This window comes from Flavobacterium sp. ENC (genome assembly GCF_020991415.1).
GTDB lineage: Bacteria > Bacteroidota > Bacteroidia > Flavobacteriales > Flavobacteriaceae > Flavobacterium.
Genome location: NZ_JAJMOY010000001.1, coordinates 276,053 through 295,128, shown reverse-complemented (window position 1 = coordinate 295,128; position 19,076 = coordinate 276,053). Strand labels below are relative to the sequence as shown.

At 34.3% G+C, this 19,076-nt stretch carries 17 protein-coding genes; 7 read left to right on the top strand and 10 right to left on the bottom strand.

Annotation, left to right across the window (positions count from 1 at the left end):
- Window positions 1-34 precede the first annotated feature (34 nt).
- From LPB89_RS01190 to LPB89_RS01170, 5 genes are all read left to right on the top strand, one after another.
- The gene (locus LPB89_RS01190) at window positions 35-1,711 is read left to right on the top strand and encodes a peptide MFS transporter (protein WP_230699906.1); all 1,677 of its coding nucleotides are present in this window, start codon (window positions 35-37) and stop codon (window positions 1,709-1,711) included.
- A gap of 1 nt (window position 1,712) precedes the next feature.
- On the top strand, window positions 1,713-3,197 hold the full coding sequence (locus LPB89_RS01185; RefSeq protein WP_230700534.1) for a peptide MFS transporter: 1,485 nt from the start codon (window positions 1,713-1,715) through the stop codon (window positions 3,195-3,197).
- A 53-nt stretch (window positions 3,198-3,250) separates the two neighbouring features.
- On the top strand, window positions 3,251-3,718 hold the full coding sequence (locus tag LPB89_RS01180) for a thioredoxin family protein (protein ID WP_230699905.1): 468 nt from the start codon (window positions 3,251-3,253) through the stop codon (window positions 3,716-3,718).
- Between the two features lie 220 nt (window positions 3,719-3,938).
- Complete coding sequence (locus LPB89_RS01175; protein WP_230699904.1) at window positions 3,939-4,391, top strand: thioredoxin family protein; 453 nt, start codon at window positions 3,939-3,941, stop codon at window positions 4,389-4,391.
- A gap of 269 nt (window positions 4,392-4,660) precedes the next feature.
- Complete coding sequence (locus tag LPB89_RS01170) at window positions 4,661-5,110, top strand: thioredoxin family protein (RefSeq protein WP_230699903.1); 450 nt, start codon at window positions 4,661-4,663, stop codon at window positions 5,108-5,110.
- On the opposite strand, the gene LPB89_RS01165 is transcribed toward LPB89_RS01170, so the two are convergent.
- The 5 genes from LPB89_RS01165 to surE all read right to left on the bottom strand — a co-directional run bounded on the left by LPB89_RS01165 (window position 5,102) and on the right by surE (window position 9,940).
- Window positions 5,102-7,162: a ComEC/Rec2 family competence protein gene (locus LPB89_RS01165; protein WP_230699902.1), complete on the bottom strand. Its 2,061-nt coding sequence runs from the start codon at window positions 7,160-7,162 to the stop codon at window positions 5,102-5,104. The two genes, LPB89_RS01170 and LPB89_RS01165, sit on opposite strands and share 9 nt — an antisense overlap.
- Window positions 7,163-7,215: 53 nt before the next feature.
- Window positions 7,216-7,701 carry a C40 family peptidase gene (locus LPB89_RS01160; RefSeq protein ID WP_230699901.1) on the bottom strand — a complete coding sequence of 162 codons (486 nt, stop codon included), beginning with the start codon at window positions 7,699-7,701 and terminating at the stop codon, window positions 7,216-7,218.
- A 10-nt stretch (window positions 7,702-7,711) separates the two neighbouring features.
- Window positions 7,712-8,830, bottom strand: coding sequence for a lipid-A-disaccharide synthase (gene lpxB, locus LPB89_RS01155; RefSeq protein WP_230699900.1), 1,119 nt, complete (start codon window positions 8,828-8,830; stop codon window positions 7,712-7,714).
- A 65-nt stretch (window positions 8,831-8,895) separates the two neighbouring features.
- A complete protein-coding gene (locus tag LPB89_RS01150) occupies window positions 8,896-9,168 on the bottom strand; it encodes a hypothetical protein (protein ID WP_154338894.1) in 273 nt (90 codons plus the stop codon).
- Window positions 9,161-9,940, bottom strand: coding sequence for a 5'/3'-nucleotidase SurE (gene surE, locus LPB89_RS01145; protein WP_230699899.1), 780 nt, complete (start codon window positions 9,938-9,940; stop codon window positions 9,161-9,163). The genes LPB89_RS01150 and surE overlap by 8 nt, the downstream gene beginning before the upstream one ends.
- Before the next feature lie 204 nt (window positions 9,941-10,144).
- Between surE and LPB89_RS01140 the strand changes: the two genes are divergently transcribed.
- Together LPB89_RS01140 and LPB89_RS01135 are read left to right on the top strand one after the other, a co-directional pair.
- Complete coding sequence (locus LPB89_RS01140; RefSeq protein WP_230699898.1) at window positions 10,145-12,331, top strand: carboxy terminal-processing peptidase; 2,187 nt, start codon at window positions 10,145-10,147, stop codon at window positions 12,329-12,331.
- Window positions 12,332-12,418: 87 nt separating this feature from the next.
- Entirely contained in the window at window positions 12,419-13,198 is a 780-nt protein-coding gene (locus LPB89_RS01135; RefSeq protein ID WP_230699897.1) for a DNA/RNA non-specific endonuclease, read from the top strand.
- Here LPB89_RS01135 and rpe read toward each other — a convergent pair.
- The 5 genes from rpe to LPB89_RS01110 all read right to left on the bottom strand — a co-directional run bounded on the left by rpe (window position 13,175) and on the right by LPB89_RS01110 (window position 19,072).
- Window positions 13,175-13,837: a ribulose-phosphate 3-epimerase gene (rpe, locus tag LPB89_RS01130; RefSeq protein ID WP_230699896.1), complete on the bottom strand. Its 663-nt coding sequence runs from the start codon at window positions 13,835-13,837 to the stop codon at window positions 13,175-13,177. The two genes, LPB89_RS01135 and rpe, sit on opposite strands and share 24 nt — an antisense overlap.
- 366 nt (window positions 13,838-14,203) lie before the next feature.
- Window positions 14,204-15,067 (bottom strand): RNA polymerase sigma factor RpoD/SigA, encoded by an 864-nt coding sequence (locus LPB89_RS01125; RefSeq protein WP_007804760.1) that lies wholly within the window; start codon window positions 15,065-15,067, stop codon window positions 14,204-14,206.
- An 84-nt stretch (window positions 15,068-15,151) separates the two neighbouring features.
- Window positions 15,152-16,627: a porin family protein gene (locus LPB89_RS01120; RefSeq protein ID WP_230699895.1), complete on the bottom strand. Its 1,476-nt coding sequence runs from the start codon at window positions 16,625-16,627 to the stop codon at window positions 15,152-15,154.
- Window positions 16,617-17,168 (bottom strand): RNA polymerase sigma factor, encoded by a 552-nt coding sequence (locus tag LPB89_RS01115; protein ID WP_230699894.1) that lies wholly within the window; start codon window positions 17,166-17,168, stop codon window positions 16,617-16,619. Before LPB89_RS01115 ends, LPB89_RS01120 begins: the two co-directional genes overlap by 11 nt.
- Window positions 17,169-17,317: 149 nt before the next feature.
- Window positions 17,318-19,072, bottom strand: a complete 1,755-nt coding sequence (locus LPB89_RS01110; RefSeq protein WP_230699893.1) for a hypothetical protein — start codon at window positions 19,070-19,072, stop codon at window positions 17,318-17,320.
- Window positions 19,073-19,076: the final 4 nt, after the last annotated feature.

Below are 19,076 nucleotides of genomic sequence, written 5' to 3'. Positions count from 1 at the left end.
TAAATCTTATTAACCTTTAAAAATAATGAATAATATGGGAGAAACTCAAGTAAAAACTGGGCATCCAAAAGGACTTTGGGTATTGTTTGGAACGGAGATGTGGGAGCGATTCAACTTTTATGGAATGCGAGCTTTATTAACTTTATTTCTTGTGAATTCATTATTGATGAAGGAAGAAGAAGCGTCTTTAATTTATGGAGGTTTCCTTGGACTTTGTTACCTGACGCCAATGTTGGGTGGTTTTGTGGCCGATCGTTTTTTAGGGAATAGAAATTGTATCCTTTTAGGCGGATTATTGATGGCAACAGGACAAATGTTATTGTTTACCAGCGGTAGTTTGTTTGAGGGTAATTTACCTCTGGCTAAAATTATCATGTACTGTGGTTTGGGGGTTATTGTTTTTGGTAACGGATTCTTTAAGCCGAACATTTCAAGTATGGTGGGAAGTTTGTACCCAAAACAGGAAAAAACAAAACTGGATACTGCTTTTACTATTTTCTACATGGGAATTAATATTGGAGCTTTCTTAGGGCAATCTATTTGTCCTTTGTTGGGAGACGTTAAGGATTCTGGTGGAATTAGAGATATACACGCTTTCAGATGGGGATTTATGGCAGCTTCCGGAGCTATGCTTATCGGAACAGTTCTTTTCTATTTCCTGAAAAATAAATATGTGGTTTCTCCGGAAGGAAGACCGTTAGGAGGTCTTCCATCTAAAAATGTGGCGGAAGATTTTGAAGAAGGAGAAGCTCAAAAAGCTAATTTTTCCGGTAAAGCACTGACTATTGCGGGAATTGCCTTTATAGCATTAGGATTCTTTTTTCATTATGCGGTAGGTCAGAATTTAATTTATACGTTGATTTACTCCAGTGGATTGTCATTGGCAGGATTAATTATATCCGATACTTCGTTGACAAAGATCGAAAGAGACAGAATTATTGTAATTTATATTGTTTCGTTCTTTATTATTTTCTTTTGGGCTGCATTTGAGCAGGCTGGTTCTTCATTGACTTTTATTGCCGATAATCAGACAGACAGACATTTCTTCGGCTGGCAAATGCCTCCGTCGATGGTGCAGATTTTTAATGGTTTGTTCGTGGTAGTAATGGCCGTGCCGTTTAGTATTTTATGGGATTCTTTGAGAGCTAATAACAGAGAGCCGATTTCACCGGTTAAGCTGGCCGTTGGTCTGGTTATTATTTCCGTGAGTTTCTTTATGATTGCAACACAGGTTTCCTATATCGGAACTTCTGGTTTGTTATTGGTAAAATGGCTTATTTTATTGTATTTCTTAAATACATGTGCAGAATTGTGCTTGTCTCCAATTGGTTTATCATTGGTAGGTAAATTATCTCCAAAGCGTTTTGCCTCATTGTTATACGGGGTTTTCTTCCTGTCTAATGCGTCAGGGTATGCCTTAGGAGGAACTTTAGGATCTATTTTGCCAGCAACAGGCGATAAATTTGAAAAAGCAAAGGAATTAGGAATTGACCTTCAGGCAGTTTTAGATAATAAAATAACACCAACTGCAGAGCAACTGGCTTTGTTGGATCAACATCAGATTAGTGCACACAATCACTTTTTTGCCGGTTTTGAAATTCATAACTTATATGAGTTTTTTATGGTATTTGTTGTTCTTACAGGTATCGCGGCACTTGTATTGTTTGCATTGACTCCGTTCCTGAAAAAAATGATGCATGGAGTCAGATAAAATGGAGAAAACAATTACGTTAGAAGAAATTCAGAATTTTAAGGGCAATTATCCAAAACAATTGTGGTATTTGTTTTTTGTTGAAATGTGGGAACGTTTCTGTTTTTACGGAATGCGCGGAGTGCTTACATTTTTTATGGTAGATCAGCTTTTACTGAAAGATGAACATGCTAATTTACAATATGGGGCTATTCAGGCTTTTGTATATGCTTTTACTTTTATCGGAGGTATTTTTGCCGATAAAGTATTAGGGTTCAAAAAATCATTATTCTTCGGTGGAATCGTCATGATTCTAGGAAATCTTTTGATTGCTTTTTCACCACAGGTGCTGTTTTACTACGGGATTGCATTTTCTATTATTGGAACAGGTTTTTTTAAACCGAATGTTTCTTCAATGGTAGGGGAATTATATCACGAAGATGATCACAGACGGGACGCAGGTTACGGAATGTTTTATGCCGGGATCAATGTAGGAGGTCTTTTAGGAGGTGCCTTATGTATTTATCTCGGGAAATATTATTCCTGGCAATTGTGCTTTTTGTCTGCAGCAATAGTCATGTTTTTAGGTTTGGTTACGTTTTTATTTACCAAAAAATATTTAGGCCCGATTGGAGATTCTCCATTATTAAATTTAGAGCCCGGTAAAAGAAGAATTCGCGAGATAGCAGTTTATGCCGTATCAATTTTAAGCTTGCCGTTTATTTTTATAATGGTAAAAAATACAGATTATACAGATTATTTCATGTATACAATCGGTATCATTGCTGTTCTTTATTTTACATATGAACTAATTAAGTTAGGGGATGTGAAACTGCAGAAAAAGCTCTTTGCAGCCTTTTTGTTTGTATTCTTCTATTTGTTGTTTAATGCAATCTATGAGCAAAGTGGTGGTTCGTTATCTCTTTTTGCTAAAGATAACTTAAGTAATAAACTGTTGTTTTTTAACATTGATCCCAATGTTGTAAATAATAGTTCGAACACCTTCTTTGTGGTCGTGTTAAGTCCGCTTATTGGTCTCTTATGGATCTGGCTTGGAAAGAAAAGAATTGAACCTAATACTTTAATTAAATTCGGAATTGGATTCTTGTTTTTGGGAGCTTCTTTTTATATTTTTTATCTCACGAAATTCTTCGCAAATTCTGAAGGTATTGCCTCTTTAAATGTGTTTACTTTTGCTTATCTGGTAACTACTATTGGAGAACTTTGTTTAGGACCAATCGGAATGTCCATTATTACGAAGTTATCGCCAAAAAGATTATTTGGTATGATGATGGGGCTTTGGTTTCTGGCCAGTGCGTTTGGACAACTATTCGCCGGAAAATTAGGTGCTGAAATATCCAGGTCAAATACGGGTGTTACCTTGCTTTCTAAGCTGCAGTCTTACACGGAAGGATATTATCAGCTGGCTATTTATTCTGTTGTTGCCGGAGTTATTTTAATTGCAATTTCGCCAATTATTAGAAAATTAATGCAAGAAGTAAAATAGACGACATTTTGCAATTCAAATTTTGTTTAGATTTGTAAAAAATTAAAACGATCATGAAAAAAATATTTTTAGTTGCCCTGTTTATAGTGGGTGCTTTTACTTCACAGGCACAGGAATTAAAATGGTACACTGATGTCAAAGAAGCCATTACAATAAGCAATAAGGAAAACAAGCCTATGCTGTTGTTTTTTACAGGAAGCGACTGGTGTGGCTGGTGTATCCGATTGCAAAATGAAGTTTTGAAAACACCTGAATTTACAAAATGGGCAAGTCAGAATGTTGTTTTAGTTGAATTGGATTATCCAAGAAGAACGCCTCAGACTCCTGAATTAAAAAATCAGAATAACGAATTGCAGCAGGCTTTCGGAATACAGGGTTTCCCGACCATTTATTTCACAAGTGCTGAAGCCAAAGACGGAAAAGTTAATTTTAAAGGCCTTGGTCAGACAGGATATGTTGCCGGAGGACCATCTGCATGGTTAGCAGTTGCTGACGGAATTGTACATCCAAATAAATCTTAAAAGAATAAATCCTTATAATTTTTTAAAAAACTCCTTACGGTAACGTAAGGAGTTTTTTTGTTTAGTAAGAAAAAGTATCCACTTGTGTTTTGTGTAATTATTAGTTTAATATTTAATTATAGTAAAAAAAACAAATAGTGTATTTTTTGTATTAATAAAAGTTGGAAAATTAAAATATTATGTTAATTTCGTTATGCTAATCTAACCAAAACCTATCGATATGACCAAAAAATTACTTATCCTACTGTTCTTTTTAGGTTCATTTTTAATGCAGTCTCAAAATTTAGTCTGGAGAACTAATATGACCGATGCCATTGCAATAAGTAATGAACAAAGAAAACCAATGTTGATATTATTCACCGCCGCAGGTGTGCCGGATAATCTTCAAAATGAAATATTTAAGACACCGGATTTTGCTGTCTGGTCAAGAGACAATGTTGTTCTTGTAAAATTGGATTTATCAGACATTAATGCATCTGATAGTGATAAAGAGCAAAATCTTAGATTAAAAAATGCTTTTGGGGTTGTAGATTTACCGGAAGTATGTTATGCAAGTGCTTCGATCAGGAAAAACAAAACTACTTTTAGTGCATTAGGGAAAATTGCATACAAGCCTGGAGGTGCACGATCCTGGATTTCAGAATCAGATGCTATTTTGCATCCAAGCGAATGAATAAAATTTAAATTAAGTTTCTTAGTTTAATTTGTAGAATCCCTTTTTGCCGCAAAGCAAAAAGGGATATTTTTTTACATTTTAGAAACAGCACATGAAGTATTGTTATTTAAAGTCCTTATTTTTTTTATTATATAAAATATTTAACGTTTTAATAATAAATATCATTTTACTTCATGTTTAGTTCGTTTTTAGTGATAATATTTATTGTTTTTTATGTCCATTATGTTAATTTAGTTTTTATTTGTTAACTTAATTGACTGAATTCCATGAATAGAAAACTACTTATCCTACTATTTTTTTTAGTTACATTTTTGACAAAGGCACAGAATGTAGTTTGGACCACAAACGTGACTGATGCAATTGCACTGAGTAATGAACAAAGAAAACCCCTGCTAATTTTATTTACCGGAACAGGTGCCTCTGAAAGTATCCAGAGAGAGGTTTTTAATACGATCGAATTTCAGAACTGGTCCCGCAAAAAAGTGATATTAGTAAAACTGGATTTATCTGCTGAGACTTCAAGCGAGATAAAAGAGCAAAGTATTAAATTAAAAAATGCTTTTAATATTATCGAGTTACCGGAAGTGTGTTTTGCCTTTGCTAACACCAGGAATGGAAAGACAATGTTTCAGGCACTTGGAAAATTATCCTATAAAAATGAAGGCGCAAAAAGCTGGATATCTCAATCGGAAATGATTTTAAATCCATCAGAATAAACCAGTAGTAATTTCCTGGTTTAATTTATAGAATCCCATTTCGCCGGTTGAGTGAAATGGGATTCTTTTTTTTGCACAGCTCATCTTCCAGTGTTTTTGAATTGAGTACGAGTTTGATGCATCAGCAATTATTAGTTTGGGTTTTAAATCAAGTAACAGGCGATCTAAATTAATCTTTGGCGATTGGGTAAGAATCAAAATATCGGGACAGCTATTTTTTTTGTAAACACCGCTACTATCAATCAACAGGATTTTGTGGTGGTTAAAAAAGAAGGTATTTTTAATTTTGCTTAGGGATTTTATGGAATCGGAATTTTCAATTATAGCAGGATTCAGTCGATACTTTTCAGAACTTTTATTCCCGACATTCTCATTCGAAAAAAGAAAGATGTCTTTTCCGTTTCTTTCTGTAATAACCGTCTTTCCCTTGACATGATATACGATTAGTTCCTGCCTTTGTTCAAGATCTTTTTTGGTCATAATAAAGGTGATCTGTACAAAAATTACAGAAATAAAAATGGCGATCAATTTAGGGTAACTTGGTTTTTTGAACCAAAAGACAGTAGTAACGGTCAGTGCATAAAAAGCAAGGAGATAATAAGAATTGAAGCCAATGTCACGAATTACGAAGGATTCCAGCGAAGCTACACCATGTGTAATGAGGTTTAGAATGTAAATACTCTTTTCGAAAATTTTAATTAATAAAACAGGACAGCTGTAAAACGCGGAAATTATCATTACCACAATTCCTGTAATCATTATAAAAGACAAAATCGGAAGAATAAGAATGTTGGTCACAAAAAACAGACAGGGAAATTGATGAAAATAGTACAAACAAATCGGAAAAGTTCCAATCTGAGCGGCAAATGAAACCACTAAAGCTTCCCAAATGTAATTGTAAATTTTGTTTTTCGGTTTCCAAAGCTCTTTTAGTAAGGGCTGTATCCAGAGAATAGAAAATAAGGCAATGTAACTCAGCTGAAAACCAACATCAAATAAAAAATAAGGCTCGAATAATAAGATCAGCAAAACAGAAACCAGTAAAGTATGGTAAATATTACTGCCTCTTCTCAGATGATTTCCGATTGCAAGAAAAGAGAACATGATAACCGAACGTAAAACCGGAGGCGAAAGTCCTGAAATAATCCCGAAAAGACTTAAGGAAACTAATATGGCGATTAATTTTATAAAGGAACCTTTTCTTGTATTGGGTATTGGCTTTAAAATAAATAATATAAATAACATTATAAAACCAACATGAAGCCCCGAAACAGACAAAATATGTGTTGCTCCGGAATACTGATAATCCTTGATGATATCGGATGATATTTCCTGGCGCTGCCCTAAAATCAATGCCATTGCGACATTCATTTCCGTTTTATTGAAATGTGCTTTCTCAAGATTATGAATTATTCTTGAATGTATTCCTGCAGCATAAAACCAAATGTCTTTTTTGATCTTTTTACTGACCTTTATTTCGGATCTTGAAATATATAGCTGCGCATAAATGTTCTTGTTAGAAAGATATTTGGCATAATCAAATTGATTGGGATTTTTTGGGGATTTTGCATGCTGTAAAATAGCGTCAGTCTGAATCGTATTCCCGATAAGCAGTGTATTCCGGGTATTGTCTTTTTTGATATTCACAATAATTTTTCCAGTGTAAGTAATGCTGTTAATATAGTTTAAAGAAGCAACATATCGATCATTATAGGTATTGCTTTTTAATTGTTCCGTTAAAGTGAAAGAAATAGGTTGTTCGTTTTCGAAAGCTTTTTTATAATGGATATAATTGGATGGCTTTAAAGAATCTTTATGCAGTAATAAGGTAATAATGCCAAACCAAAAGGAAACAAGGCAGCTACTTATTCCGAAAAAAAGGAGTAGTCTTTTGCTTTTCCCGGACAAGAAATACAGAACAGAAAAAACAAGTCCTGTAATTATTAAAATACAGCCGGCCATAAAAATTGTTGGTTGCCAATAATAACAAGCCAATATGCCTAATATAAAACTGATGGTAACTTTAGCCAACGGGAAATCTAATACTTTCATGGTCTAAAAGTATTAAAATTTTGTAAGAAAAATAATATTATATCGAAAAATAATTATTCAATAACCCTGTTGATCTGAACAAAGGAATTTTGATAATACGGTTCTTTGGTTGATGAAATTATAACGCCTTTTGAGGTTGAAGAATGTACAAATTTTATTTCAGCGCCTGTCCTTTCCGTAATAAGGCCAACGTGATTGATTTGTTTGCTTTTGTTGGTTTTAAAGAAAATCAAATCTCCTTTTCGGGCATCATCAAAAGATATTATTTTTCCAATTTTTGATTGCTCGTAGGAACTTCGGGGCATTGTAATGTTTTCACTTTGAAACGTAGTAAAAACTAAGCCCGAGCAGTCATAGCCACTTTTAGTTGTACCTCCTGCTTTGTACCGCACACCAATATTATCGGTGGCGGTATCAATTAAATGCTTCACCGTACTTTTGTTTTCCCGTTTCGGTTCATTTCTGTCTACGGTTGCCGAACCTGATTTGCAGGAAGCAAATATGATAGATAATAGAGCTAAAACGAGTAATTTTTTCAAAACAAAAATTTTAAAGTTGTTTTAAATCAGCAACAATAAGTTTTGCTGTTTTTTTACTGGCACCGATTCCGCCTAATTTCTGCTCTAAAATGTCATAATTTTTCAGCAGTTTTTCGCGATAGGCAGGCTCCAGTAATTTTTGTAATTCTTCTTTAATGCGTTTGGTAGTACACTCACTCTGAATTAATTCCGTTACCACTTCCTGATCCATAATTAAGTTGACAAGAGAAATGTATTTTAAGGTAATAATACGTTTTGCAATCTGATAGGAAATGTTGCTTCCTTTGTAACAAACTACTTCCGGAACTTTAAATAAAGCTGTTTCCAACGTTGCCGTACCTGATGTCACCAAGGCCGCTGTTGAAGACCGAAGTAAATCGTAGGTCTTATTGGAAATAAATTTGATGTTTTTGTTGGTGATAAATTGCTGGTAAAATTCAAAATCCTGACTTGGGGCACCTGCAATTACAAATTCATACTCCTGAAAATCATCTACAACACTCAGCATTACGCTCAGCATCTTGATAATTTCCTGCTGACGGCTTCCCGGTAAAACGGCTATAATTGGTTTGTTGCTTAAATGATTTTCTCTTCTAAAAACAGCTTCATCAAAAGGAGGCTGGTTCTGAATAGCATCAATTAAAGGATGTCCCACAAAATCAACGGGAAAATGATGTTTATCTTCATAGAAACTTTTCTCAAAAGGTAAGATGACAAACATTTTGTCAACATCTTGCTTGATAGCCTTAATCCTGTTTTCTTTCCAGGCCCATATTTGCGGGGAAATATAATAATGCGTTTTGTAATTAAGCGCTTTGGCCCATTTTGCAATACGCATATTAAAACCCGGATAATCAATAAAAACAATCACATCGGGCTTAAAGGCCGTAATGTCTTTTTTGCAGAAAGTAATGTTCGATAAAATGGTTTTTAAATTGAAAACAACTTCAATAAAACCCATAAAAGCCAATTCCCGGTAGTGTTTTACTAAAGTTCCTCCTGCTTTCTGCATCAAATCACCGCCCCAGAATCTAATTTCAGCCTGGGGATCTTCCTCATAAAGGGCTTTCATTAAATTAGAACCATGCAGGTCTCCCGAAGCTTCACCGGCTATTATATAGTATTTCATATTCGTATTTTTGAGGATGTGTTCTGCTTTTTTTAAAACTAACTTTTGCAACGCAAAGATAAGATTTAAATAAACATAGTAGAAATTGCCAGTACAATCACCGCTAAGATAACGCCACGAGCCATAAATTCCTTGTCTTTTTTTAAAAGAATGGCAAAAACGGCAAGGTCTAAAATAGTTCCCAAAGTGATAATTTTTCCTAAATAACCATGATCTTTAATAGTCTTGAATCCTGTTGCCAGATCAAACTGAGTGAAGAACGTAATAAATAAATAACTTCCTAAAAGAGAAGTAAAAATTCCAACGATAAAACCGATGAGCAGTTCTTTTTTATTCATTTAAATTCCAGGTGTTAAGTTGTTGTATAGAATGGTGGGCCGTTAAGTCAAATTGAACAGGAACGACCGAAATGTATCCGTTTTCCAGTGCCCATTCGTCGGTGTCTTCCCCTTTGTCTTCGTTTACAAATTTCCCTGTCAGCCAGTAATAGTCTTTGCCGAAGGGCGTTTGTCTTTTGTCGAATTTTTGGGCATAATACGCTTTCGCCTGACGGCAGATTTTTATTCCTTTGATTTCATTTTCCTTTAATTTCGGAAAATTGACATTTAAAACGATTCCTTTGGGAAGTTTATTCTCAAGAGTTTCGAGAGTTATTCTTTTTATAAAGGACTTTATAGGTTCAAAATCCGCATTCCAGTCATAATCTAATAAAGAAAATCCGATGGCCGGGATTCCTTCGATTCCTGCCTCAACCGCGGCACTCATGGTTCCGGAATAAATTACATTTATAGAAGAGTTTGAACCGTGATTCACTCCGGAAACACAAAGATCCGGTTTTCTTTTCAGGATTTCATTAACGGCCAGTTTTACGCAGTCGACCGGGGTTCCGGAACAGCTATATTCTGCAATAGGGTCATTTTCTCCTGAAATTTTATCGAGGTACAGCGTATTGTTGATGGTGATGGCATGCCCCATGGCACTTTGCGGTTTGTCCGGTGCAACAACCAGCACTTCTCCAATGGTTTCCATAACACTTATCAAAGCTCTGATTCCCGGAGCGAGAATACCATCATCGTTGGTGACTAATATAAGTGGTTTTTCTTGTTTCATGGTGGCAAATATTTGTCAGTTTAAACGATAAGAAAAGCAAATGTAGTGACAGAATTTCTTAGAATAGTAACAAATAAAATAAAATTTGTCAACTAAATAAAAGTTAACTTTGGGAAGTAAAACATTTTTATATCTTTAACAAAAAATTATAGTGAACTTGGCTTAACTGGCATAGTTTTTACCGTAACTTAGATTAAAAAATTGATGAATGCTATTATTAAATTTATGAAAAGAAATTATAAAATACTTATAGCCGTATTATGCTTGTCGTTGACCTTATTTGCTTTTAAAATAAATGCCGATAAGACAGTTGATCCGGATCCAAACAGAGATAAAACCCTGTTAGAATTACTTGCCTTTGTTATTGAAAAAGGACATTACAGTCCTGCAGAAATTAACGATGAGTTTTCTAAGGGAATTTTTAAAGATTATATAGACGCGCTGGATCCCTCAAAAAGATTCTTCCTTCAGTCTGATATTGATGAATTCAAGCAATATGAGCTGATGCTGGACGATCAGTTCCTAAATAAGGACCTTACTTTTTTCAATCTTACCTATACAAGATTGATGAAACGTATGGAAGAAAGCAAAAAACGTTATAAGACTATTTTAGCACAGCCCTTCAACTACAATGTTGATGAGACTTTTAATGCTGATTATGAGCATTTGCCTTATGCTAAAAATGCAGTTGAAATCAACGAAAGATGGAGAAAGCAAATTAAACTTTCAACGCTTTCTTCTCTTGTGACAAAGCAAAAATTAGAAGAGGATAAAAAGAAAACAGATCCTGCTTATAAAGCAAAATCTTTTGAAACTTTAGAAAAAGAAACCCGTGAGAGTTCTTTGAAATCCCTCGATGATAATTTCAGCCTGATCAAGGATTTGAATAAGGAAGATTGGTTTTCTGTGTATGTAAATTCTATCATGACACGTTTTGATCCGCATACAAGTTATTTTGCACCGGAAGAAAAGGACCGTTTTGATGTGAATATCAGTGGAAAACTGGAAGGGATCGGAGCGAGACTGACAAAGAAAAATGACTTTACCCAGATTGATGAATTGATTTCAGGCGGACCTGCCTGGAAAGGAAAACAACTGGAAGCCGGTGATTTAATTTTGAAAGTAGCACAAGGAAATGAAGAGCCTGTAGATGTTGTAGGTATGCGTCTGGATGATGTTGTGAAGAAAATTAAAGGGCATAAAGGTACTGAGGTTAAACTTACCGTTAAAAAAGTAGACGGAAGCATCAAGGTTATTTCTATTATAAGAGACGTAGTCGAAATAGAGGAAACCTACGCTAAATCCAGTATTGTAGAGAAAAACGGATTGAAATACGGGGTGATTTATTTGCCTAAATTTTATATCGATTTTGAAAATAAAGATGGCCGTGATGCCGGAAAAGATATTGCTCTTGAAGTAGAAAGACTTAAAAAAGAAGATATCAACGGAATCGTACTTGATGTTCGTGATGATGGAGGAGGGTCTTTATCTACAGTAGTTGATATTGCCGGTTTATTTATCGAGGAAGGACCAATTGTTCAGGTAAAATCTGCCGGTAAAAAGAAAGAAGTGCTATACGATAAAGATAAAAAAATCGAGTGGGATGGACCGTTGGTAATTATGGTAAACAGTTTCTCTGCTTCTGCATCGGAAATTTTGGCTGCCGCAATTCAGGATTACAAACGTGGCGTTATTATTGGAAGTAAACAAACGTACGGAAAAGGAACGGTACAAAATGTACTTGATCTGAACCAGTTTGTTCGTAATGCCAATTACGGAGACTTAGGTGCTTTGAAAATTACAGGACAAAAGTTTTACAGAATCAACGGAGGTTCAACACAATTAGAAGGTGTTCATAGTGACGTTGTTATGCCAGATCGTTATGCTTACCTGAAAATGGGAGAACGTGATATTGATAATGCAATGCCATGGGATAAAATAGATCCGGCTGATTACAGTACCTGGACTTCAAATGAAAAATTCAATCAGGCTATCGCAAACAGTACCAGCAGAATTGCTCAGAATTCTCAATTTAAATTAATTGAAGATAATGCAAAATGGATTGATATTAAAAGTAAAGAGAATACGTATAGCTTAAATATTACAAGCTTTAAGGCAACTCAGGAGCAGGTTGAAAATGAAGGTAAAAAATACAAACCAATTTCAGAGTATAAAAATAATTTAGTGTTTAAGTCTTTACCTTATGAAGAGCTTGAAATTAAAAACGATGCTACCTTAAAAGAGAAAAGAGAGGCCTGGCACCAGGCATTATCAAAAGATGTTTATGTAGAAGAAGCCTTAAATGTTTTAGATGATTTACAGACTAATAAATCCTCTATGGTTAAAAATAATTCTTCGAAATTAAAAAAAGATAAATTAGTAAAATCTTAATTTTTACAGAAGATTAATTTGTTATTAAAACGCTCCGAAAGTTTATATTTACGGAGCGTTTTTTTTATGGATTTTAAGTATAAGAATATGAGAAAATTTCTTGTTTTGGTTTTGATGAATTTTGTGTTTTTTTCCTGTAAAAATGAAGTGGAAATCAAGAAGGCAGTGGTAGAAAAGCAGCCCCATTTTACGTCTGATCAAAGTAGTTCTGATTCATTGTACACAGTGGCTTATTTGCCAACATCTACAACGAAACAGATTGTGAATCATAAATATTACACACTTTCTTATAACGAAAAGTTCGAGCAGGCGGAATGGGTTGCTTATGAATTAAAAAAAGAATATTTAAAAAACGGGAATTATAAGCGTCCGTATTTTATTGCAGACCCTAAGGTAACGACAGGTTCTGCCGATTGGAGAAATTATAAAAAATCAGGATATGACAAAGGCCATCTTTGTCCGGCGGGCGATATGGAGTTTGATGTTAATGCCTATACTGACACTTTTTATACCTCAAATATTTCACCCCAAAAGCATGATTTTAATAGTGGTATCTGGAATAGAATAGAGCAGAAAACACGTTATTGGGCAGAAAAATATAATGATATTTACATCGTAACGGGAGGAGTTTTGAAAGATTCAGATAAAAAAATAGGAACAGAAGAGGTTGCTGTTCCTAAGTATTTTTATAAAATCATTCTGGCTAAATCAGGCAATAAACACAAAGCCATTGCATTTTTAGTGCCAAATGAAGACAGTGATAATTCGCTTTACGATTTTGTAGTTCCTGTTGAAACTATCGAAAACAAAACAGGAATTGATTTTTTCCCGAATTTGAAAAATTTAAAAAGCAGTCAGGACTTTTAAATCAGCAATAGTTGCTGTGGGGTTTTCGGCTTTAAAAACAAAGCTTCCGGCAACCAAAACATCTGCTCCGGCTTCTACTAGTTGTTTTGCATTTTTATTGGTTACACCACCATCAATTTCAATAATTGTAGAAGCATTTTTGCGGGTAATCAGTTCTTTTAGTTTTTTTACTTTGGCATAGGTATTTTCAATAAAGGATTGTCCGCCAAATCCGGGATTGACACTCATCACGCAGACAAGATCAATGTCATTGATAACGTCTTCTAATAAATCAATATTGGTATGAGGGTTAATCGCTACTCCGGCTTTCATTCCTTCGGCTTTTATAGCCTGTAATGTTCTGTGCAGGTGTGGGCAGGCTTCGTAATGAACGGTTAATCCATTTGCTCCTAAATCAGCAAAAGTTTTGATGTAACGATCCGGATCGATAATCATTAAATGTACATCAATATATTTTTTAGTATGTTTCGAAATAGCTTCCAAAACAGGCATTCCAAAAGAAATGTTGGGAACAAAAACACCGTCCATAATATCGATATGAAACCAGTCAGCCTCGCTGTTATTGATCATTTCGATATCACGTTGTAAATTGGCAAAATCAGCTGCTAAAACAGAAGGTGCAATAAGTGTATTTTTCATTGTGTAGTGGTGTGTTGTTTTTTTACAAAGATAAATTTTTTATGATTTGCAGTAAAATTTAACCGCAAAGCACGCAAAGATTTTTGGCTTATAAGATTTTGTGAAAAATGCAAAGTTCGCAAAGCTTGTGCTTTTCATATATTTTTAAAATAAACAGCAAAAAAATCTGGCGAACTTTGCGTAAACCCCTTGTGTGCTTTTCGGTTAAAAAATAAAATAAAAAACTCCGGTAATCAGCCGGAGTTTCAATCATCAATCAAAAAACGAACAGTCAATCAAACTGTTGTTTGCGTTAAAATTGTTTCAAGTTTAAGGTTTCAAGTTGTTTTGATCAACCTGAAACTTTAAACCTGAAACAAATATATGTTATCCTAAGTAAGTTTTAAGGATTTTACTTCTTGAAGTATGTTTTAATCTGCGGATCGCTTTTTCCTTAATCTGGCGTACACGTTCACGGGTTAAGTCAAAAGTTTCTCCAATTTCTTCTAATGTCATTGGATGCTGATCGCCAAGTCCAAAATACAAACGAACTACATCTGCCTCTCTTGGAGTTAATGTTTCTAACGAACGTTCAATTTCAGTACGAAGGGATTCGTGGATTAATTCTCTGTCAGGATTTGGAGATTCTCCGGAACGTAAAACGTCATAAAGGTTAGAATCTTCACCTTCAACAAGAGGTGCATCCATAGATAAGTGACGGCCAGAGTTTTTCATGGACTCTTTTACATCATTTACGGTCATGTCAAGTTCTTTTGCAATTTCCTCAGCAGAAGGCGGACGCTCGTTAGATTGCTCTAATAAAGCGTACATTTTGTTGATTTTATTGATAGAACCAATTTTGTTTAATGGTAAACGTACAATACGTGATTGTTCTGCCAAAGCCTGAAGGATCGATTGACGAATCCACCAAACTGCGTAAGAGATAAATTTGAAACCACGTGTTTCATCAAAACGCTGAGCCGCTTTAATCAGACCTAAGTTTCCTTCGTTAATTAAATCAGGAAGTGTTAATCCTTGATTTTGATATTGTTTTGCCACAGATACTACGAAACGTAGGTTGGCTTTTGTTAATTTTTCTAAAGCTCTTTGATCACCGGCCTTTATTCTTTGTGCTAATTCTACCTCTTCATCAGCGGTAATCAGGTCAACTTTTCCGATTTCTTGTAGATATTTATCTAACGATGCAGTTTCACGATTGGTTACCTGCTTGGTGATTTTAAGTTGTCTCATGTTGTTGTCTCCCTATTTTTTAAAGTGTACAAATAGTTATACGTAAGAAGTGGAGAAAAAGTTACAACGAATTGAAAAATATTTTTAAAATTTATAACTAACGCCGGATTGAAGTGAGAAACTATACGGTTTAGCGTCGCCGCTTTCTTTGAAAGTACTTAAATAATATTTGAAGAGAGGATTGATGTCCAGATTAAATTTTGAATTTAATTTATAGCTGATTCCTATTCCTAAATTGTATGAAAAATTGATGCCTGAAATATTTTTTGCTTCCCCGATATTTTGCATAGCAACTTTTTCAGATTGTAGGGAAAGCTGGTTTTTGTCTGAAATTAAGAAGCTGCATCCCGTAAAAGCTTCCATTCCGATTTTACTTTCCTCTTTTTTGAAAGCATATACAAATTCTATTGGAAGTTCATAGTAGGATAGCTTTTGTACTAAGTCCACTTCATTTGAACCGGCAAAGGTTTGTTTTATATTAATTTCAGACTTTAATGCGATATTGTTATAATTTGCTATTAATTCATCTTTATCTAATCGGGTTGAATTTTTTAAGTTTATTTTAGAAAATCCCGCCCTAAAACCGATTCTGTCGTACATGGTTTTTACATAGATACCATAATGCGAAGTGATTGGGTGTTTTTTAGCCAAGTTATCCATAGATGGATCGATCATTGAGGCACTGTTTAAAGATCCTGAAATGGCGGGACCGTAAAAAATGGATATACTCACTTCCGGATCTGATTCTTTGCTTTCAGTAGTATAAACGGTTTTTTTATAGGCTCTTTTCGGAAGTGTGCCTTTGTTTAATTTGAGACTGTCAATTTTTGCAATGGTATCGGTTTTTACTTCAATTATTCGTGGAATGTTTTCCGTTTTTGTTGGTGTTGCAGCGTCTTTTTCCGTAGCGTTCTTTTTAGGAATTTCGTTGACTAGGGGTTTATAGACAGTTTTTTCGGCTTTTGTACTATGATTTTTGGTCTTTTTTTTAGACTTTGGGTCTGTAGTTTTGTTTTTTTTTACCAGTAGTTTATTTTCCTGAGCTTTTGGCTGAATCGTTTTTTTTACGGTTCCCGACTTTAATAGTTTCGTGGTTACCTGTTCTTTTTTAAGTATGACTTTGTATTTTTTTACGACTTCGTATTCTTCGTACTCATTTGTAGAAGTCACCAGTTTGCTCGATTCCTTAACTAGTTTTACACTTTTGGTTTTTTTAACTCGGGTAACGATATCAGATCCTGATTTTTGCAGTTTTGGATTTGATCCCTGATTTTGTTTTTGATCTGATACAAGATCTGATTTTGCTGTAGAAGTTTTAGTTTCTTGTTTTGCATGAGCTGCCGTTTTTTGAGTTTTGTCCTGAAAATCTGAATTAAAATAGAATATTGCAGCAATAAACGCAATAGCAATTGCGCCTGAAAATATCCAGGATAAAATTCTTTTGTTCCTTTTTTTATTAAGATCGGTTTCAATCTTGGACCAGACAAATTCACTTGGATTTTTATCCAAATCAGCTAACTTGCCTTTGATTTTCTTTCCTATTTCAGTTCTATTTTCCATTTTTCCGTTTAGAATAATAAAATGTGCTTTTTGATTTGATTTTTTCTTTCAAAATCTGTTTTGCCCTGTGTAAGTTTGATTTTGAGGTACTTTCGGATATTGATAACATTGCTGCGATTTCCTGATGGGAGTAATCATCCAGTTCGTATAAATTGAAAACCAGACGATATTGGTGAGGCAGCTCCTGAACAAAAGATAAAATAGTTTCCAGAGGCAAATCAATTTCAGTTTCATTGATAGTATGGTCCTCAGGATAATCGTCTTTGATAGCAGTGAGCGTATACGATTGCTTGTACCGGGTTATTGCCTTGTTGATGGTGATTCTTTTAATCCAGCCCTCAAAACTTCCATCTCCTTTATATTTTTTTATATTGGTAAAAATTTCAATAAAAGAGTCGTGAAGATTGTCTTCTGCTTCTGCAGCATTGGGGCAATATTTGAGACTTAACACAAAAAGAGTCTTTTTATACATTTCGTATAACGCTTCTTGTGCTTTTCTGTTTTGCCTGCAACAGTCCTTGATGAGTTGGTCTAAATTCAAATTTTATTTTTTATTCTAACTTACGTTTTATAATCAATAGTATTAAAATGATAAAAAGGTTGCGTGGTGAAATTGAAAATAAATGAAAAACCCTTGTTTCCAGATTTAGAAACAAGGGTTTTTTTCGGAGAAAAACATTGCTTTATTTTTTAATTTACCGTTGAATCTTTTACTTCAAAAGTTTCTTTTAAGGAAACAGGAGTTCCTTCATTTGTAAATCCTTCCAGGTTTACTTCGTATTTTCCTGAAACATCAGAAGTAAAAAAGGAGATTATGTTTTCTTTGTTTTCTAAAGTTAATTCCGGCTGCCAAAGCAATTGATATCTGAAATCCGGAATTCTTTCGTATTTGCTTTTATCGGTGTAATCTTCTTTGAAAGCGATGATTTTATTCTGAGGTCTTTGAATCTCCGTTTTCAAAATATAACTGCCACTTGCCGATGTTACATAATCAGTGTTTTTAGTAGTGAAATTGATTACGCCATTAAAAGCTTTTGGACCATAAAAATAGACGCCCGGAACAATGCTTACTTTATAGATGTTTTCTGTTTTGTAAGTAAATAATTCATTTACATTCTGAATTAAAAGCCCGTCCACCAATACCAAAGCCGGTTCCGAAAAATATTCCAGGTCGTAATTGATATCTCTTAGATTTAAAGAATAATTATTGTCCTTTTCGCGATAATACATCTCTTTTACAACTTCTGTGATAGTTTCTTTTAGGGTAGGGAATTTTGTATAGTCAGCCAGTACATATTCTTTTTCCAGCGGATGATAAAACGGAAAAGTACTCTGATTTGCCGCTATACTGTCTTTTTTTAGCGGGTAATACGAATTCTCTATCTGGTTGGCAACGGATCTTTGTTCGATAGCTTCTTTGTAATCTGCAGTCAGGGATAGCTCATCGTTCGTTTTTAAATCGGAAAAACTGTAGCCTGTCTTTTTATCGATTTCTATTTTATAGTCGTTCTTATCATTTTCCAATACCTGAACCACAACGTTAGAATAATTTGGATTTTTATCCAGAACAAAGTTGAATCTTCCGGATTGATTGGTTTGAACTATTTTAAAGGCAAATTCCTTACCGGGAATAGATAATGCTACGTTTTTATAGCTTACCTGTTTAGGGTCTTTGCTATTTGTAATAGTGCCGGAAATAATTTCTCCTCTAAGCTCAGGAAGAAACTGGATCGAATCATTTATTCGGTTTGTGATTTCATTAGTAGAATTTAATTTTACAAACTCTGAAGCGTTTATTTGTCTTTTCGCAGGCAAATTGTCAATTTTCTTTACCGAAAGAGAAAAACTTCCTTTTTTGATTTCAGGAGTTAAAGAGTTTATTTTTAACTGAACCAGTTCTCTTTCCTGAAATGTATTTTTATCTAATGTTATTGCGAAATTTTTATCCTTAATTTGATTTTCTGCAACAGATGCACTCTCTAATGCTTTTGTTTCCTGGCTCTGGGAGTTATAATTTTTATTTGGGTTAGATTTTTTAGCAGCTAAATAAGGATTTATTACTAAAAGATCCGTTTTAGAAGTTTTAAAATCATTTTTATTCAACATCCATTTGGTGTAGGCAATAAGTCTATAGTTGCCTGTTTCAATTGTGGCCGGAATGAAAAATTCGCCCTGTCCTTTTCCGTTATCCAGATAAATTTTATTGGTAAAAACAACCTGATTGTCACTGTTGATAAGATCAACATAAGCAATTTTGCTGATTTTGCTCAAAGCATTATTGGCCGGATTGGTACAATACAATTTGCAATGCAGTGTCTCTCCGGTAATTAATGTTGTGTTGTTTAAATGAACAAATATATTTTCAGTCGTAGCTGTACTAATAGTTTCATTTTTGTTTAATGAACTATTTTGAGCAATAGCAAAAGTATTTATTGCTATTAGCATTATT

Excerpts from the sequence above, each read along its gene's own strand:
- LPB89_RS01190 (WP_230699906.1), top strand. The coding sequence starts at position 35 with ATGGGAGAAACTCAAGTAAAAACTGGGCATCCAAAAGGACTTTGGGTA.
- LPB89_RS01185 (WP_230700534.1), top strand. The coding sequence starts at position 1,713 with ATGGAGAAAACAATTACGTTAGAAGAAATTCAGAATTTTAAGGGCAAT.
- LPB89_RS01180 (WP_230699905.1), top strand. The coding sequence starts at position 3,251 with ATGAAAAAAATATTTTTAGTTGCCCTGTTTATAGTGGGTGCTTTTACT.
- LPB89_RS01175 (WP_230699904.1), top strand. The coding sequence starts at position 3,939 with ATGACCAAAAAATTACTTATCCTACTGTTCTTTTTAGGTTCATTTTTA.
- LPB89_RS01170 (WP_230699903.1), top strand. The coding sequence starts at position 4,661 with ATGAATAGAAAACTACTTATCCTACTATTTTTTTTAGTTACATTTTTG.
- LPB89_RS01165 (WP_230699902.1), bottom strand. The coding sequence starts at position 7,162 with ATGAAAGTATTAGATTTCCCGTTGGCTAAAGTTACCATCAGTTTTATA.
- lpxB (WP_230699900.1), bottom strand. The coding sequence starts at position 8,830 with ATGAAATACTATATAATAGCCGGTGAAGCTTCGGGAGACCTGCATGGT.
- LPB89_RS01150 (WP_154338894.1), bottom strand. The coding sequence starts at position 9,168 with ATGAATAAAAAAGAACTGCTCATCGGTTTTATCGTTGGAATTTTTACT.
- surE (WP_230699899.1), bottom strand. The coding sequence starts at position 9,940 with ATGAAACAAGAAAAACCACTTATATTAGTCACCAACGATGATGGTATT.
- LPB89_RS01140 (WP_230699898.1), top strand. The coding sequence starts at position 10,145 with ATGAATGCTATTATTAAATTTATGAAAAGAAATTATAAAATACTTATA.
- LPB89_RS01135 (WP_230699897.1), top strand. The coding sequence starts at position 12,419 with ATGAGAAAATTTCTTGTTTTGGTTTTGATGAATTTTGTGTTTTTTTCC.
- rpe (WP_230699896.1), bottom strand. The coding sequence starts at position 13,837 with ATGAAAAATACACTTATTGCACCTTCTGTTTTAGCAGCTGATTTTGCC.
- LPB89_RS01125 (WP_007804760.1), bottom strand. The coding sequence starts at position 15,067 with ATGAGACAACTTAAAATCACCAAGCAGGTAACCAATCGTGAAACTGCA.
- LPB89_RS01120 (WP_230699895.1), bottom strand. The coding sequence starts at position 16,627 with ATGGAAAATAGAACTGAAATAGGAAAGAAAATCAAAGGCAAGTTAGCT.
- LPB89_RS01110 (WP_230699893.1), bottom strand. The coding sequence starts at position 19,072 with ATGCTAATAGCAATAAATACTTTTGCTATTGCTCAAAATAGTTCATTA.